Annotated in this window: 19 protein-coding genes; 4 read left to right on the top strand and 15 right to left on the bottom strand. The window is 63.5% G+C overall.

All coding sequences use genetic code 11. The features are described from left to right. Positions 1-64: 64 nt before the first annotated feature. The 10 genes from EDC31_RS06680 to EDC31_RS06725 all read right to left on the bottom strand — a co-directional run bounded on the left by EDC31_RS06680 (position 65) and on the right by EDC31_RS06725 (position 9559). On the bottom strand, positions 65-673 hold the full coding sequence (locus EDC31_RS06680) for a DUF3275 family protein (protein WP_042059047.1): 609 nt from the start codon (positions 671-673) through the stop codon (positions 65-67). Positions 674-778: 105 nt separating this feature from the next. Beyond that, entirely contained in the window at positions 779-1324 is a 546-nt protein-coding gene (locus EDC31_RS06685; protein ID WP_042059049.1) for an STY4534 family ICE replication protein, read from the bottom strand. Between the two features lie 360 nt (positions 1325-1684). Beyond that, positions 1685-2050 carry a DUF3085 domain-containing protein gene (locus EDC31_RS06690; protein ID WP_042059052.1) on the bottom strand — a complete coding sequence of 122 codons (366 nt, stop codon included), beginning with the start codon at positions 2048-2050 and terminating at the stop codon, positions 1685-1687. Positions 2051-2162: 112 nt separating this feature from the next. Continuing rightward, entirely contained in the window at positions 2163-2381 is a 219-nt protein-coding gene (locus tag EDC31_RS06695; protein WP_042059054.1) for a hypothetical protein, read from the bottom strand. Then, the gene (locus EDC31_RS06700; protein ID WP_042059055.1) at positions 2378-3184 is read right to left on the bottom strand and encodes a hypothetical protein; all 807 of its coding nucleotides are present in this window, start codon (positions 3182-3184) and stop codon (positions 2378-2380) included. Before EDC31_RS06700 ends, EDC31_RS06695 begins: the two co-directional genes overlap by 4 nt. A 269-nt stretch (positions 3185-3453) precedes the next feature. Then, complete coding sequence (locus EDC31_RS18585) at positions 3454-3840, bottom strand: hypothetical protein (RefSeq protein ID WP_239641670.1); 387 nt, start codon at positions 3838-3840, stop codon at positions 3454-3456. Positions 3841-3919: 79 nt separating this feature from the next. After that, complete coding sequence (locus tag EDC31_RS06710; RefSeq protein WP_042059058.1) at positions 3920-4594, bottom strand: hypothetical protein; 675 nt, start codon at positions 4592-4594, stop codon at positions 3920-3922. A 103-nt stretch (positions 4595-4697) separates the two neighbouring features. After that, entirely contained in the window at positions 4698-4982 is a 285-nt protein-coding gene (locus EDC31_RS06715; protein WP_132126966.1) for a hypothetical protein, read from the bottom strand. Between the two features lie 421 nt (positions 4983-5403). Next, positions 5404-6987, bottom strand: coding sequence for a DNA cytosine methyltransferase (locus tag EDC31_RS06720; protein ID WP_042059060.1), 1584 nt, complete (start codon positions 6985-6987; stop codon positions 5404-5406). A gap of 574 nt (positions 6988-7561) precedes the next feature. Further along, complete coding sequence (locus EDC31_RS06725) at positions 7562-9559, bottom strand: DNA topoisomerase III (RefSeq protein WP_042059062.1); 1998 nt, start codon at positions 9557-9559, stop codon at positions 7562-7564. Positions 9560-9585: 26 nt separating this feature from the next. Here EDC31_RS06725 and EDC31_RS17665 point away from each other — a divergent pair, with 26 nt between their 5' ends. Together EDC31_RS17665 and EDC31_RS06730 are read left to right on the top strand one after the other, a co-directional pair. Next, positions 9586-9735 (top strand): hypothetical protein, encoded by a 150-nt coding sequence (locus EDC31_RS17665; protein WP_158310325.1) that lies wholly within the window; start codon positions 9586-9588, stop codon positions 9733-9735. Positions 9736-9822: 87 nt separating this feature from the next. After that, positions 9823-10068, top strand: coding sequence for an antitoxin (locus EDC31_RS06730; RefSeq protein ID WP_042059064.1), 246 nt, complete (start codon positions 9823-9825; stop codon positions 10066-10068). A gap of 83 nt (positions 10069-10151) precedes the next feature. Here the strand turns inward: EDC31_RS06730 and EDC31_RS06735 are convergent, their stop codons facing one another. Genes EDC31_RS06735 through EDC31_RS06750 form a run of 4 tightly spaced genes read right to left on the bottom strand, consistent with a single transcriptional unit; the run spans position 10152 to position 12863 of the window. Further along, a complete protein-coding gene (locus tag EDC31_RS06735) occupies positions 10152-10535 on the bottom strand; it encodes a single-stranded DNA-binding protein (RefSeq protein WP_042059065.1) in 384 nt (127 codons plus the stop codon). A 41-nt stretch (positions 10536-10576) separates the two neighbouring features. Then, positions 10577-11542, bottom strand: a complete 966-nt coding sequence (locus EDC31_RS06740) for a DNA-methyltransferase (RefSeq protein ID WP_042059067.1) — start codon at positions 11540-11542, stop codon at positions 10577-10579. Next, positions 11539-12048, bottom strand: a complete 510-nt coding sequence (locus tag EDC31_RS06745) for a DUF3158 family protein (RefSeq protein ID WP_042059070.1) — start codon at positions 12046-12048, stop codon at positions 11539-11541. The genes EDC31_RS06740 and EDC31_RS06745 overlap by 4 nt, the downstream gene beginning before the upstream one ends. Further along, positions 12045-12863: a PFL_4669 family integrating conjugative element protein gene (locus EDC31_RS06750; protein ID WP_042059072.1), complete on the bottom strand. Its 819-nt coding sequence runs from the start codon at positions 12861-12863 to the stop codon at positions 12045-12047. The genes EDC31_RS06745 and EDC31_RS06750 overlap by 4 nt, the downstream gene beginning before the upstream one ends. A gap of 799 nt (positions 12864-13662) precedes the next feature. Between EDC31_RS06750 and EDC31_RS06755 the strand changes: the two genes are divergently transcribed. Together EDC31_RS06755 and EDC31_RS06760 are read left to right on the top strand one after the other, a co-directional pair. After that, complete coding sequence (locus EDC31_RS06755; RefSeq protein WP_042059123.1) at positions 13663-14031, top strand: helix-turn-helix domain-containing protein; 369 nt, start codon at positions 13663-13665, stop codon at positions 14029-14031. Next, complete coding sequence (locus EDC31_RS06760) at positions 14031-15263, top strand: type II toxin-antitoxin system HipA family toxin (RefSeq protein WP_042059075.1); 1233 nt, start codon at positions 14031-14033, stop codon at positions 15261-15263. Before EDC31_RS06755 ends, EDC31_RS06760 begins: the two co-directional genes overlap by 1 nt. A gap of 26 nt (positions 15264-15289) precedes the next feature. On the opposite strand, the gene EDC31_RS18060 is transcribed toward EDC31_RS06760, so the two are convergent. Continuing rightward, the gene (locus EDC31_RS18060) at positions 15290-16414 is read right to left on the bottom strand and encodes an STY4528 family pathogenicity island replication protein (RefSeq protein ID WP_052511940.1); all 1125 of its coding nucleotides are present in this window, start codon (positions 16412-16414) and stop codon (positions 15290-15292) included. Positions 16415-16416: the final 2 nt, after the last annotated feature.

Below are 16416 nucleotides of genomic sequence, written 5' to 3' on the forward strand. Positions count from 1 at the left end.
GGAGTTCCTCCCCGAAGGGCGAACCCCGACGGGTGAAGGAATGCTGGTTGAGCGGTGAGGCGGATCAGGTTCTGGCGAGACGCCATTCCTGGGCCAGGGGGGCGAACTCGTATCCGAGGGCGCCGAGACGATCGCATTGCTGACGCAGACGCTGGCGATCGACGGTGGGGTCGAGCTTCACCACCTCGCCAAGCGGCCACAACGTATCGAAGAGCGCCTTGTCGGCGTCTTCATCGCGTGCCTTGACCGTAGCGGGAGGCTCGGCGCCGAACGGTGTCGTATCGACCAGGGGATCGTGCTGCCCGCGCGGCTTCGCCGTCTTCGGTGCCTTGGTGCCAGACGGCACGGCGGGCTGTGCCTCTTCGTCGATCGGATCGACTTCCTGCGGACTCAGCCGCTGGGCGTCGTCCGGACTCAGGGCGTCGATGGTGGACAAGGACATTCCGCCGAGCAGGGCACGGATCTCGATGACCATGCGGCCATTGGTGGTGTAGGTGGAAGGACGGATGTCCGCGATGGCGAAATCGCCGTCATATTGTCCTTCGGCGTACTGATCGAGTTCGGCATTCTTGACGACGAACTCGCCGATAGAGGTCGCAAGACGGCCGACGTTGAAATCGCCGTTGCGCCCGTGGATGGTCTTGATGGCCAGACGACCGGGGATGGTGATCATGGGAAATCTCCCTGTTGGGATAACGCCGCATCACCGCGCTCTTGCCGAACACGAGGGACGCGATCAGGGAAGCAAGACCCCGATGAACGAGGTCTTGCTGGACGATCAGAAGGACTCCGCGAACGCCGGTTCCGAAGTATCGGCGGCGTTTTCCTCGGGCGCATCGGCTGCCGGCACGGAAGGTCCGGGCGTGGCAGCATCAGGCTTTGCGGAAGAAGCGGGAGCCTGCGGTATGGGATCACTGGTCTCGGTCGGCTTGGGCTCGGCCTTGTAGACGAGCTGGCCGTCGATTTTGATCCAGCTGACGAAAAGCAGGCGGGCCTTCAGGCTGACGCCCTGCTCGCCGGCACGCTTGCCCTTGGCGTAGGTAAAGATGTCGGTCCAGAGATCGCCAAGTCGAAAGCCGATCAGGACTTTCTTCTCGGCGTCAACCGCCTGGATGCAGCGCCGGACGAGATGCTGGGCTTCGGAACCCGAGACCCGCGCGTCGAAACGCACATAGGAGGCATCGTCGGTCGGGCCATTCAGCGCCGCGATATCGCAGGCGAGGAAGGGCGCGCCCTTCTTCGGCTTCACCTCACGGATACGGTTGAGGTAGCCGAGGCCGGTGATGTGCAGGTCGAAATAGGTGCTTTCGGTGGATGTGGTCATGGTGGATCTCCTGGAGAAAAAAGGCGGAGACACACCGACCCGGACCGGGAGGTGTGGAACCCCCGCGTGGGTTGATGGACGTAAGGTCTGGCATCACCGTCATGAATGACGGCCGTTCGCGCATGGATGCCGGTGCGAACCGGGATGATCAACGCGGTCGGAACCGCGCCGCAGCCTTCAGGATCGGGGCTGCCTGGGCATGCTGCTGATCACGATCAGCGGGCATGATGGGAGGGTCGCACGCGGGATTTCGCTCCACGGGCAACAATATGCACCGTATCCAGTCCCTGTTCTCCGTCGGTGGGGCCAGCCCCCAACGAAAAATCCCCCGCCGAAGCGAGGGACCAGGAAAAGGACGGGTTATTTATCGCTGGGGGAAGGTGCGACGGCCTGTAGCGAAAGATGCGTCGGGGTCGCGGAGAGTTCGAGGTCGTCTTCGCTGTGCAGGATGCGGGTGAAGACGCCCTCGTTCGGGTCGAAATATTCGCCGAAATCGTCGCCGCCGAGTTCCGCGCGGACCAGTTCCCACCAGTCGTCGAACGGATCGGTGTCGGGATTGCAGCCGACGGCGTAGGCCAGCAGTTTCTGGCGTCCGCTCTCGGTGCGCTCTCCCCGCTCGGAAAGGAAATAGGCGCCCTGATCCTTGGCGAGGATAACGCGGCAGTGATTGGCGATTGCTTCGGTCAGCACAGGCCGAAGATCGGCCCCGCGGAAACGGAGTGACATGGATAAATCCTCCTGAAAGCCGGAAAAAGCTCTCCGTCCGGGGACGGAGAGCGGGGAAAGGCATGGTTTCGGTCGGGTTTGAGCGAGCGGACGGCGTGATGCCGCCGGACGGTCATCCGTCCGACTGCCAGGCTTCACGCCAGGATACGAAGCGCGCGTCTCCGCCGAGCGAGACCGGAGGTGCAAGATTCCGGGTGTCGTCGGTGGAAAAGCGCGTCGCCTGGCACAGAGACGTCCAGCCATGCGTGTTGGACCAGAAGCCCGCACCGTCGCTGGTGGCGGACTCATTGGGGGAATAGACGACCCAGAGGTCGTGACGGTCAGATGTCATGCCGCCGACCGTCGGCGCGCGGATCGTTCGTCAAGGGCATTGACCTTGATCCGACGCCAGGCGCCATCATCGAGCAGCCGTTCCAGCACCCTGCCGAGATCGTCGAAATACACGTCGTCAACGCGATCGACGCATTCGCCATTCTGCCGCAGTTCGATCCGGTAGACGTCCGCTCCCCGGTCATAGAGAATGCTGACATTTCCGGTGAACTTCACGGTGGTTACGGTGAAGCTGATCGCCGGTGGCGTCTTGATGATGTTGGCGAGCGTGGGATCGACGAGAGTGAAATCCCGCGCGCCTGCATCGACGAGCAGGTGGGTGATGCGCCTGAAACCATCCGGTGCGGGTAACTGCTCCAGCTGGTTGATCAGTTCGGCCAGTTCGGGGCAGTCGGGCCGTGGGACGGGCAGTTTGGCGGGGGCGCTTCCCAGCACGTAGGTTTTTGCCGTGTAGGCCGAGCCGTCCGCCAGATATTGGGTCTTCGTCTCGGGGGTGTCCGCGCGCAGACCGTCGAAACGGTGCCTGGCATAAGGCTCCACGCGAACCCTGGTTCCCTCGCAGGGGTCCATGGTCGCGAGGTGACGATCAACGACCGCGAACTGCGTGCGACCGATCTTGACGATGATGGCGTCATCGGTCCTGGCGACGACGGTCCCCTCGAACGGGTCGGGGTCGATATAAAACCCCAGCGTCGAACGCTTGGGCTCACCATCATAGATGGCGAATTTGAATTTGCGGGCATTGGAGGGCACGTGGCCACGAACCAGGGCCGGCATCTGTTCACGGATGGAATGGGTGTCCATGGAAGGGCTCCTTTGAAGTGCAGGGAGTCCCGCCCCAAGGGAGGAAACTCCCGTTGGGGTGCATGAGAGGGACGCGAGATGCGTCCGGAGAGGATTGGGGGACCAGCACGGCAAGCCGTGCCGCAGTCTTGATGGTCTCGACTGCCTGGGCATGTTGCTGGCGACGCCAGCAGACATGCCCACAGAATCGCGCAACACATCCGGTTGCGCGTCAGAGAAAGGGAAGGCCGCCGCGCTCGTTTTGTAGACGGGCGCAGGAGGTGAGACCGTCAGGCCTCACAGACGAAGTGGTGCAGTTTCTGCCGTGGGAAGAAGACGTGTTTCCAAAGATCGCCGTGGATGTTGCCGCCATCGAACAGGATCATCTCGTAGAGAGTGAGGTCGGCGTCGAGCAGATCCAGCGTCGCGATATGACGCATGTGCAACTCAGCTCCTTCGCGAATAAACACCCAGGTTCTGCCGACGGCGTCATCCTGCGCCATAGCGTCGATGCAGGCATTGAACTGCATGTCGAAATCCGTTTCGTACCCGTGTTCGTCGATCAGACGGTCGGCGAGGAGGTCGGGAGTCAGTTCCGCCGGAAAAGGAGAGTGTTCGACCTGCGATCGGCAGGGATCGGTGACTGTCTGGACATGGGGTGTACTGGTATTGGGCATGGAAGGTCTCCGGAAGCAGGAAGGCTGGAGTCCTCCCACGCCGGGATCGGACCCCAGCGGGTTAAGGAAAAGCGATTGATCAGGTCTGATCGAAAAGCCGGTCAGCCAGACGTTGGTGGAGTTGCGTACGGAAACCGGCGTCCTGGATTCCATTGAGCCGATTCAGGATCTCGCGGAGGATCAAATCCGTCGCGGCTTCGATCTGCTGATCCAGAACTGCCTGTCGCAGGCCGGACGCGAGCGTGAGGATTTCGCTGGACGAGCCGAAAAGACAGACTTCCCGACTGATGAATTCCCCATCGCCGCCGAACTCGTAAAGACGAGGTTTGCTACGATGCCAGCAGCCCTCGAAGGAAATCGCGGTCAGGTTGTGACCATCGTCGAAACATGTCGCCAGGAGGAACAGGGCGTCGAGATCGGCGGTGTCCTCGAAACCGTGCCGCTCGATGAGGGTCTCAAGGTCCTCGTTGTCGTCGGATTTGAAGTGCGTGGCGAGAAGACGGAGCAGAGGCTCGATCGACAGGTCTCCGTCGCTCGCGGGGACCGCCAGATCAAGCTCGACGGCGAGATCTTTCAGTCCTTCCGCGACGTGCTCCCATAGTGGATCGTTCGTCTCGGAAATGCGGGCGATGTAGATGCGCCCGCCGCCTGGATGGGATGGATCGAGAGCATAGGGACCGAACAGGGCGTGAATGACGGGCGTTACCCGATCGAGGAAGAGAACGCCGGTGGCGTCGTAATAATTATTGGCCATGACTGGCTCCTTTGTAAGAGGGGGTGGTGTTCGTCCTGGAAGTGGACGTCATCCGTGAGGAAAACCGAAACCATGCGGTATCGGTGATGGAATGAAGGTCGGTTCAGTCCGTCCTGTCGGCGGACAGGGTCAGCGTGTTGATGATCGCGTCCGGCGATATGGCGCCCGGGGCGTTTTCGTAGATGACGGCCTGCTCGCTGTAGCAGAGGGCTTCGGTGAAACCGTCTCCCGTAGGGATGACCTTGATCTCGGCTTGATCCGCGCCGTCGATGTCGTAATCGACCACGACGATCCTGGGATGAGGGATGTGGCTGGGCCAGTCCTGCAAAACGACTGCCAGGACGATGCCGCCTTCCAGAGCTACGGCGATGGAGGGTATTGGGGACATGATCGCTCCTTGAAGAATGAGAGCGAGGAACACGCTCCCGCACGGGGACGCATGTTCCCCACGGGGTTGGACAGGAAAAAATCAGTGAATGGTGGACAGTCTGCCTTTGTCGTCGAAGCTGAGATTAAGGGTTGCGTTGGGCGCGTTGGTCGCGCGAGGATTGAAAGGCGCATGACCAGTTGCCGCGCGTGAAAGCGCATGGAGACTGGATCGACGCTGGGTGGGGTGAGCGCCGGAGCGCGATGGGAAAGGGTGCATCGACGCCCTGTGGGCGCGCGTCCGCGACATGATGCGATGCGGACGAGGTGGTCGGACGCGGAAGACTCCGCAGCGCAGCCTGAAGACCGTGACTGCTGGCGATGGCTGACAGGTCAGCGCATGCAGCAGAAAGGATCGATCGGGTCGATCCGGATGTCGCGCGTCAATGCGCTGTGCCTGCTTCCCGGCAATCGAGCCCCGCGATGAGCCGGCGTCCCAGCCACGCCATGCACGGCACCGCCATGGAATTGCCAATCGCCTTGTAGCGTGGCGCGTCGGCGGCCGGTTTGCCGCGATAGGGTACGAGGGTATAGTTGTCGGGCATCCCTTGGAGACGTTCGCATTCGATCGGCATCAGGCGACGCACCAGCCAGCGCGACCAGGGCGGCGCGTCTGGATCGGCCGTATACAGGAACGATGCGCTATAGACGGGCGCGATGACATGCCCCTTGTCGCTGCCTCCGCGGGACGCCCGCAATGCCGGTGAAATCGGGCCGCCCGGTTCGGCGCTCACGCCGTCATCGCGCCCGCGCAGGGATAGGCTGACCACCATGGGGCATCCCTGGCCGGGCTTGCCGCCGCCGGTGGAGAGCGCGCCGACAAGCTGCCCATGCCCGGATTCCAGCCTCAGTTCGTTCCGGGAGTTCTGCGCGAACGCGATAGCGGGTATCACGCCTGCATTCGCGTGTCCGCTGCGGTGGCCCCCTGCCCGTAGCGGGGGTGTCCGCTCCACCGTGGCATCAGCGCCTGACCCCTGCGCGGTGAAAGCGATGATCGGAACGCCCCTGCCGGTCCGGTCCTCGCTGCTGCCCTTGCCGCCATTGGCCGTGTTCAATGCGTGAGTGACGGTTCCGGTGACGGACTGCACCATGAAGGTCTCGACCTCGAAGTCGTTCTTCGGGCCGGCGGCTGCCGTGAGGCAGGCGGCAACGTCGATGGGACCGCCCGTGTTGCCGCCCCCGAAGGAGAGGGTCATCGGGTCGTATGGGCCCCTTACGGGTCCATAGTTGCCTGGGACATCAGGACGTGATGCAGGAGTGGCGGCAGCGTCTTCCCACGGCGTGCAGCCCGGCGAAGGATTCCCGAACACGCCGTCGGACTCAAAAAGTACCGTGGCGGGATCGAGGTCGTCTCGACCACTTGCCACAAGAAACACGCGACGGCGCCGTTGGGCCACGCCGAAATGTTGGGCGTCGAGCAGGCGCCAGGCGATGCGGCGGCGGGGACCAGACACATGACCAGCGTGCGTCCATTTGCCCCCTGGCGGTTCGAGCGCATGGTCTTCTCCGGCCAGTGCGCCCAGGAAATGGCCGAAGGCGTTGTCGCGGGTGCTGAGAACGCCGGGGACGTTTTCCCAGACGAGCGTGGACGTCGGGAGACGGGATTCAGTCCGGATTTGATCGATGGCATCGGCAAGGTCCACATAGGCAAGGGTAAGGGCGCCACGCGGATCGGCCAGCCCCTGGCGGTATCCGGCGACGCTGAATGCTTGGCACGGTGTACCGCCGACCAGAATGTCTGGCGCGGTCACGCTGCCGGCACGGATGCGTGGCGCCAGCATGGTCATGTCTCCGAGATTCGGGACATCAGGGTGGTGATGGGCGAGCACCGCGCTCGGGAACGGCTCGATTTCGGCGAACCAGGCGGGTTTCAGCCCGAGCGGTTGCCAGGCGAGGCTGGCGGCCTCGACGCCGCTGCACACGCTGCCGTACTGCAAGGCGGGTGCGGTCAAAGAGTGATGATGCATGGGGGGTGTCTCGTGTTCGGGTGGCGGAAAAGCAGGAGAAAGGTGCGCGACCTCCGAAAAGAGGTCGGGCTGTGGAGAACGAGACCACCCGTGGGCTGAACCAGATCAGGCTGTCGTCAGGGCCTTCCGCTGGAGCAGCAATCGCACCCGGTCCGTTTCGTGGCTGGGACCGGCATTCGCTGGCGCACATCCGCGCACAAAAGGAGCCCGTTGTTTCACCGGCGGGCACCGGCATCGAATACCGTCGACCGGAAGGGTCGCCCGGTCTCTGGTCCAAAGGCAGAACCAGGGATCGGGGGACCCTTCCGGGAGGACGGAAATACAGGAGAGAAGTGAAGACGCGGGATGCGTCGCGAAGAATGTGGCCCTCCAACCCGCGCCATGGGCGGCTCGCGGGGCGCGCTGTCATGATGGGAGGGCGGTGCGCGCTGGAGATCCCGCTGTTTATGAGCGGGACCAGAGCCATGCCGTCGGGGCGAGCGGCATGACGCATAGTGGGAACTGGTCGCGATGCGGGCGGACGCCGGGCATGCGGTGAGTGTGCGCCAGGGCGACCTTCAGGACATAGGAGGCCCTAACGGCGTTTGCCGGCCCCACCACGTTTCGCGGGACCAGTCTCGGCCGGGAGCGTACCGGTACACTCGGGATAACGGCTGCATGACCAGAACGCGCCGGTCTTGCTCATGCGCTCCCGTGTCGGCGCGCCGCATTTCGGGCAGGCCGGCGTCGGTGGCAGGGTAATGGCAAGCTTCGTGCCGCGATAGTGCTGGACGAGTTGGCCGACCCAGGCCGATTGTCGTGCGAGGAAGTCGTCGAGCGTCATCTGACCGCCCTCGATCATGTCGAGGGCCTGTTCCCAGATGGCTGTCGTCGCGGGATCGACGATGGCGGCGGGCACCGCGTCAATGAGCGTGAAGGCGGCCTCGGAGGCGCAAACCGCACGTCCTTTCTTGACCAGGTAACCCCGACCGACCAGGCCGCTGATGATCCCGGCCCGCGTGGCCTCGGTGCCGATGCCGGTTGTGTCCTTCAGCTTCTGCTTCAGGCGCGGATCGGTGACCAGTTTCGCGACGCCCTTCATGGCCTTGACGAGTTCGCCCTGCGTGTAGGGCTTGGGCGGCAGCGTCTTCATCGCCTTCAGATCCACGGCGCCGACAGTGCATGATACACCCGCGTGCAAGGCTGGCAGGGTCTGACTCCGCGAAGGAGCGGCGCCTTCGTCCTCCTCGGTCTTCGGGGCGGCGAGCACCGCACGCCAGCCGACGATCGCGACCAGCTTGCCGATGGCCTGCAACTCCTGATCGGCGCATGTCAGCTGCACCGTGGTGCGATCGAATTCATGCGCCGGCAGGAACTGTGCCAGATAATGCGCGCGGATCAGCCTGTAGACGGCCAGCTCCTTCTGGTTCAGGGCGGTGAGATCGACCGGTTCGAGCGTGGGGATGATGCCGTGGTGCGCGCTGACCTTGCTGTCGTCCCAGGCGCGCGAACGCTGGGTACGGTCGAGCTGGTCGAGGAGCGGACGCAGACCGGGATCGGTTTTCAGCAGACTGTCGAGCACTGTCGGCACCTCGGCCAGCATGCTTTCCGGGAGATAGCCTGAATCGGAACGGGGATAGGTCGTTGCCTTGTGGGTCTCATAAAGGGCCTGCGCGATATCCAGGGTTTCCTGCACATCGAGCCCGAGCTGTCGGGAGCAGACTTCCTGAAGCGTGCCGAGGTCGAAGGGCAGCGGTGCGCCCTCGCGCACGCGCTCGGTGTCGACAGACCGGACCAGGGCTGTACCGGCGCCACGCATCCGCTGTTCGGCGTTCTGCGCGACGGACTGTTGCAGACAGCGGCCGGCATCGTCCGTGCAGCTACGGGGTGGCATCCAGCTTGCGACGAAAGACTGCCCGCCCGTGGAGAGGGTGATGCCGATGGTCCAGTAGGGCACGGACATGAAACGGGCGATCTCGCGATCGCGATCGACGACGAGCTTGAGGGTGGGGGTCTGCACGCGTCCAACCGAGAGCACGCCCCTGTAGCCGGACTGCCGGCCCAGCAGCGTGAAGAGCCGGCTCAGATTCATTCCGATCAACCAGTCGGCACGCGAGCGTGCCAGGGCCGAGTAGTAGAGTGGCAGGGTCTCCGCTGATGGTTTGAGCGCGCCCAGGGCCTTGCGGATGGACGCATCGTTGAGGGCGGAGAGCCACAGCCGCTGGATCGGACCGCGATAACCGCAGAGATCGAGGATCTCGCGCGCGATCATTTCGCCTTCGCGATCGGCGTCCGTGGCGATGATGATTTCGGCGGCCTTGCCGACGAGTTGCTTTACGATTTTGAGTTGTGGCGCGGTCGAAGGCTTGGCCTCGACGTGCCACTGCTCGGGAATGATGGGCAACTGTTCGAGAGTCCAGCGTTTATACCCCTCATCGTAGGATTCGGGCTGCGCGGCTTCGACCAGATGTCCGATGCACCAGGTAACCACGACGCCGGAGCCGTTGTAGCAGCCGGACCCGCGCTGTCTGGCGCCCAGCACGCGGGCGATGTCCTTTCCCTGGGATGGCTTCTCGCACAGATAGACGCGCATGAAACCTCCTGGTCCGGATGAACGGGATGGTCGGCATTCAGCGACCGATCATCATCATTCCCGGCTGGCAGGCTGGCGGCAGCAAACAACGCGCAAATCGCGCGATCCGCTTGTCCCGGAACGAAGAAACGCGAGGAAGACAGGACGAAATCCGCCAGTTTTCCGGGCTTTGCTGACTTTGCCCAATGTGGGGTAACCTCCAGCAGGTGTGGCAGGGTATAATCATCGGAGATTTCTCACCCTGTTTGGCGGGAGACGCGCGAATGGAGACAGTCAGGATTTTCCGGTCGGCGGACGTTCAGGTGGTTCATCTGCCGAGGGCGTTTCATCTGGATGCCGACGAAGTCAGGATTCGGCGGCACGGGGCGTCTATTGTCCTGGAGCCGGTCGCCCGGGATTGGAGCTGGCTCGAGGATGTCGTGGGGCCTGTCGATGAGGCGTTCGAGCAAGCTGTTGCCGCGCCCGTCGAAGGTCAGGTGGGGCCTGATCCGGATTTTTACGGGTTGTGAGGCGCAACGCCTCTGGATTTGGGCGCATGTCGCCGAAGAAGGGGTGACGGAACGCTGGCGCAGCCACCCCCCTGTCGAGAATGTCAGCGTTCGGTCGCGGGCTTCGGGCTCAGCGTCACCGCTTCGATCCGATACGGCAGGATGCCGACACGACGTGCCTCGATCCGGAACGTCACCCGTTCGTTCTCTTCGGCGTCTTCCCACTCGTCGCGCACCGTGCGCCCCTCCACCAGCACGCGCATGCCCTTCTGGTAGAGCGCCTGCCAGTGTTCGGTGTCGCGATGCCAGATCTCCACCGGGGCCCAGAAGCCGCCGCGGTCCTCGAAGGTCCCGTCCTTTTTCGGCACCGGATTGTCGAAATAGACATTCAGCCGCAGCAGTCGGCGCGGTTCGTCGTTGCCGTTGGCAAACTCGCGATATTCGGGGGGTGAGCCAATATTCCCTTCACCGCTGAAATGGGTGCTCATTGTGCTGTCTCCGTCATGAAACGTGGGGGACACCAGACCCTCTATGGGAGGTGCTGGAGGGCGAGAAACGACGGGTTCAGTTCGCAGCCGATGAACCGACGTCGAAGGCGCGTTGCCGCCCGTGCGGTGCGGCCGCTGCCTATGAAGGGATCGAGAACGATGTCGCCGATCCGTGAGCCGGCCAGCACGCAGGGCGTGACAAGGGCATCCGGAAAGACGGCGAAATGCTCGCCTTTGAGAGGCTGGGCGGCGATGGTCCAGACATCGCGCCGGTTGCGACGGGGCCGCGCGCCGATCTGATGCAGCCTGCCGCGCAGATTGCCGTTCGGGCCGGTTGCGCGTTCTCCGGGAGGCTGGCGGACCGGCCGCAGATTGCCTGGCGCGCGAGGATCGGAAGACGGCTCGGAAATCGCTTCCCGATCGAAATAGTAGCGGCGCGCCTTGCTGAGGAGGAACAGATATTCATGGGCGCGGGTGCAGCGATCCGTGACACTTTCGGGCATCGGGTTCGGCTTGGCCCAGATGATGTCCTGGCGCAGATACCAGCCATCCTGTCGCAGTGCGAACGCCAGCATCCAGGGGATGCCTATCAGATCCTTGCCCTTGAAGCCTTCGGGCGGTGGTTGCCAGCGTCCACCGCGTGGTCCGCGTGTCCGGGCGCCGTATGTCTCCCAACGATGGCCCTGGCTGCCCCCGCCCGATTTCCCGGTCCCGGCGTAGCTGTCGCCGATATTGACCCAGAGGGTGCCGTCATCGGCCAGCAGCTTGTGGACCTCGCGAAAGACGGCGAGGAGATTGTCGATAAAAGCGGCCGGTGTTGTTTCGGTGCCGATCTCGGCGTGGCTGTCGGGATGATCGGGTGGAAGATACTGGCGCAGACCGAAATAGGGCGGGCTGGTCACGCACATGTTGACCCGCACACCGTCGTCGGCCATCTGGCGCAGCAACAGGCGGCAGTCACCGATATGGGTGCGGCCGAGCCAGGGCGAGGGCGTGGTGAGCGTCATGGCATGGACTCTCCCTGCTGCATCAGCATACGACCGGCACAGACCCGATCGGTGTCCCTGAGCTTGTCGGCGCAGTCCCCGGCCTGCCGCGCCAGGGTATGGAGCAGGCTCACCTGCATGTTCAGGACGATCCGCTGGCATTCCATCGCCTTGAGGTCGTCCAGGAGCGACGCGGGCGTTGTCGGGTCGGCGATCAGGGCCTGCCACAGCGCCACGCCCATCCGGGAACGGTCGCGGTTGCGCCAGCGCAGGAAGGTCGTGCCTGCGCCAGTGGGTTGCTGGGCCAGTTGCACATTGAGGAGCGCAAACGGGTAGCGGTTCGTCTGCGCCAGAATTCGCCGCTGCGCCAGGGTAATGAGGTCGTCCCGAAGGGCTGAGCACTGGCTGGCCCAGGTCTCCAACCCCTTACCTTTAAAAGGTTGTAAAAGGCCTTTTAGGTAGGCTGCGTGTTCCAGTCGCTGGAAGTCTGTCTGTTCCAGCGGAATGAAGTGGGGGCTGCCGGTCATTCGTCACCGCCTTCGCCAGCAGAAGAGTCGCCGGCGTCGTCTGATGTCTCCTCGGAAGGGGGCTCGGGTTCGCTGTCCGGCGACACGGGTGCCGGTTCGGCGGTGGCGCTGCGGCGCGGGGGCGAAGAAGACGAAACCGAACGCCGGATCACGGGCGGGGCGAAGCGCGAGCGGCGTGTGCCGTCCAGCACGTCCTGCGGCAAAGTGCCGAACTTCTCGATCGCCGCGCGCCCGGCAGCGTTCATCGAGACGAAATCGTCGCGCGAGCAGCCGGAATAGCGATATTGCTGGGCCAAGCTGAACAGGCTGCGCAGCGCATGTGCGCCCTCATTGAGCCAGCGTTCGAGCGTGGAGCGGTCGATCAGCGCGGTGTGGTGCGCAAGAATCAGCTTGCGGGCGAGTTCATCGTAATCGGCGAGCAGATACAGCGCCATGAACCCCAGTTGCGACGAGATGAAGAGGGGCAGCTTGACCGGCTGCACGTTGAGATTCTCGCCGACGCTCAGGGCGGACGGCAGACCGGCCAGCGCCTGGTCGACCTGTTCGCGCAGCGTGTGAAGCTGGTCCTTCGTGGTGTTCAGCTTTTCTTCAATGCGCAGCATCCACCAGTCGCTGTAGGGATCATCCTGTTCGGCGCCGCGCTTCATCCGGTTCATGACGGCGACGTAGCCATTGAGGCCGACGATGGCCGGCTTGCCGTCGGACGCCGCGCGGCCATGCCAGATGCGGGAAGCATGATGGGTATGCAGCGTCAGCGACATCGTGCTGCGCAATGAGCCAAGATTTAACTGAAGGGTTTCCGTCGAACTGGACATCGGCACCGCCTCGCAAGGAAAAGACGCCCAAGCATCCGGTCGATCGGGAAGGCTGTCAGTCGCCAAACCGCATCGGTGCGGGGCCGGATAGACCCGAACGGCGTGTCCGTGGCGAGACCCGGAAGGCTGCGTGTTGCGTTATACCCCGGGTATAATTGGCGACGACGCTCCATCGGGCTCCTGTCCGGTGCGGAGAACCGAAGAGCCGGTTGGCGTCGGATGCCACCGTCAGATGCGCCATGCCTGCCACCCGTAGGCGTTGGGCGCGGGGGTGCGACCCATGAAGTCCGGTCCGGAAGGCTGCGTGTTGCGTTATACCCTGGGTATAATTGGCGACGACGCCCCATCGGCCTCCTGTCCGGTGCGGAGGAACGAAGAGTCAGGCGGCCTTCGGCTGCTGCTGTCAGGCGTGTCATGCCTGCCACCCGTGGGCGCGGCCGCCGGCGGTGCGGCCCATGAAGTGCGGTCTGGAAGGCTGCGTGTTACGTTATACCCTGGGTATAATTGACGACGACGCCCCATCGGCCTCCTGTCCGGTGCGGAGGGCCGAAGAGTCAGGCGGCCTTCGGCTGCTGCCGTCAGGCGTGCCATGCTTGCCACTCGTGGGCGCGACCACCGGGGGCGGCGGCCCATGCAGCCCGGTCTGGAAGGCTGTCTGTTACATTATACCCAGGGTATAACTGACGGGATCGGGTGCCACAGGTGCCGGTTACCAAGGCTCGCAACGTCCTTGAATTCTCGCCAAACACATCATATATGACGCATATAATCTGTCTTTCGGTCAAATATGGTGAGTTATATGGGTTCCCCGAAGGCCAAGACGGCACTTGAACGGCTCGGGCACGATGTGCGAGGCGCGCGTCTGCGGCGTGGCATCGCGGTCGTGGATCTTGCCGCGCGCGCGGGAACCTCGCCGAGTTCGATCTCCCGTCTCGAACGCGGCGATCCCGGCGTTGCCATCGGGACTCTTGCCGACGTGCTGGTTGTTCTGGGCCTTCTTGAGCGTCTCGCCGACCTGATCGACCTTCGCAAGGACGATCTGGGGCTGGCGCTTGCGGCGGAACAGGGACCGCGCAGAGGACGTTCCTTCGCGGCGCGGCTCCGCAAGCAGAAGGTTCGGCCGGAGAAAGGGCAGGACGTCGTTGACCCCGAAGGGGTATCATTCTGATGGCCGATTTCCACGCCCATGTCGCACTTGGAGAAAGCCTGACGCCGGTCGGCCAACTGCGCTTCACCCATGTCGGGCCGCGTCAGTTCTCGACCTTTGCCTACGGGGAGTCCTGGATCGACAATCCGCGCGGCTTTGCCATAGTGCCGGATCTGCCTCTTGAGGGCGGCCCGTTTCACTGCTCGGGTCAACCGGGTCATCTGCGGGACGCCTTGCCGGGCGTTTTCGCCGATGCCGCCCCGGACAGTTGGGGGCGCAGGCTCCTGGAACGGGCCTATGGCAACGGCCTCAACGAGTTCGAGTATCTGACGCTGGCCGATGATGCCTGCCGGCAGGGGGCGATGCGTTTCCTAGACGGCGCGGGTGAGGTCATTCAGGGCAAGGCGACGGACTCTGTCCCCAGGCTGGTCGACCTGGAAACCATCACGACGATCGCTCGCGCCTACGAGGAAGGCAAGGAGATTTCAGCCGGGGACATGCAGGCCCTGGCCGGGGCCGGCGGTTCCGGCGGCGCGCGTCCCAAGGCGAATGTCAGGGATGGCGAGACGCTCTGGCTGGCGAAATTCACCTCGGTTCATGACCAGCAGCCCATCGAGCGCGTCGAGGTTGCAACGCTTCGTCTGGCGGAGACGTGCGGACTTCGGACGCCCGGGGCGCGGCTGGAACTGGCGCATACGCCCTTTCCCGTGGCTTTGATCCAGCGGTTCGATCGTCGGGGAGCCAGCCGGATTCCCTATATTTCGGCGCGCACGGCCCTTGGCAAAACCGGAGCGGAACTCGGCTCCTATACCGAAATCGTTGATTTCATGCGGTCGTGGTGTTCCGATCCCATGGCGGATTTTCGTGAACTGTATCGGCGCCTGATCTTCACGATCCTCGTCTCCAACAAGGACGATCATCTGAAAAATCATGGTTTTCTCTATGTGGGAGCCGGTCGATGGCGGATGTCGCCCGTTTTCGACGTGAATCCCGCGCCCGACCGCAACCCGCATCTTGAGACGGCGATCATGGAGGGCGGTCCGCATGATCGCTCGATCGCGCTGGCCCTGGAAGCTTCCGCGTTCTTCGAGATTCCCGAGCCTGAAGCGCGGATGGAGATCCGGACGATGGCGCGCCGAATCTCGGACGGATGGCGCGATATGTTCCGCCAGGTCGGTCTCTCCGGTGCCATGGCGCGCGACTACGAACCGGCGTTCATGAGCGAGCAGATGGATCTGGCCCTGTCCTTCTAGTCATATCTGACTGGAAGCCTCCTGTTTCATGTCAGATCCGAGTGTTTCCAGTCCCGGACGGAGGCGCCGCCTTTTGCCTCCCGTTGTCCGGCCCATGCCCGAAATTCGCCGCGGAGAGCCTTCTGCACGATCCCGAACAGATATCCCGCGGGATTTCGGACCACGCCAGCCCGGCACCGGGCATCCCATTCGTCGAAAATAGCCTGATGCCCCGAGGTGTCGGTCGCCCGCAACGCGGCCAGGACGCCAGTCTGCTGGTCGTGCGTGAGTGTGGCGAACCGCTCCGGGAGGTTCAACGCGCCGGACGCGGACCGTACAGTATGTATTTTACTATTATCTTCTTTTTGTACAGTACTGGCCGTCTTCGGAATCCGAAGAGAGCCGTTTTCCGGGCGTTTCCGGCTGACTTCGGATTCCGAAGACAGAGAGGCACGATTCCGAAGACGGTGCGGATCACTGTCTTCGGAATCAGGATTATCCCCACCCTGTGGATAAGTCTGACGCAGGGTCGAGCCCTGCGTCGCCATGCGCTGTGCCATGGCCTGAAGGCGCGTGGGCAGGATCTGATCGTGCAGGCAGGCATCCTCGGTGATCTCTTTCAGCACCAGCGCGCCGATCTGTTGCAGTGATTTGCTGGCGTGCGTGAGACTTCGGCCGACAAGATCGAGATAGTCCATGTCGAGCTGAATCCCTTCGTAGGGCGTCAGGGGTTCGTCGTGCAGGACATAGAGGTTGCCCACGACGCGGCCGGTTGCCGGGTCGCGGCGGCGTCGTGCGAGACTGATCCAGCGTGTCAGCCGCATGGCCGTCAGGGCGCGGGCGACTGTCTCATGGGATGCCCGACCGGCACCGGGGAGCGATGCGAGATACGGTGCGAGTTCATCGTAACTGGGAAAAGCCGTTATGCCGTCGTCGTTGAGCAGGAGACGAAAAACCTGCCAGGCGTTTCTCTCCAGGGGCGTCAGGCGGCGATCGAGGAGGAGCGCCCTGGGCACGGCATCATGACGGTTGCCGGAGAAGATCAGGCGATCCGCACGGGAGGCGGACTGCCGGGACGATGCGTCCGCGCGTTCAGCCTGGAGACGGCTTGCGGCATGATCGAGGACGGTCTCCAGCCCTTCGGAACCGCGTGGTGGCCGTGGGCGGTTCACGG

Source organism: Acidomonas methanolica (genome assembly GCF_004346035.1).
GTDB lineage: Bacteria > Pseudomonadota > Alphaproteobacteria > Acetobacterales > Acetobacteraceae > Acidomonas > Acidomonas methanolica.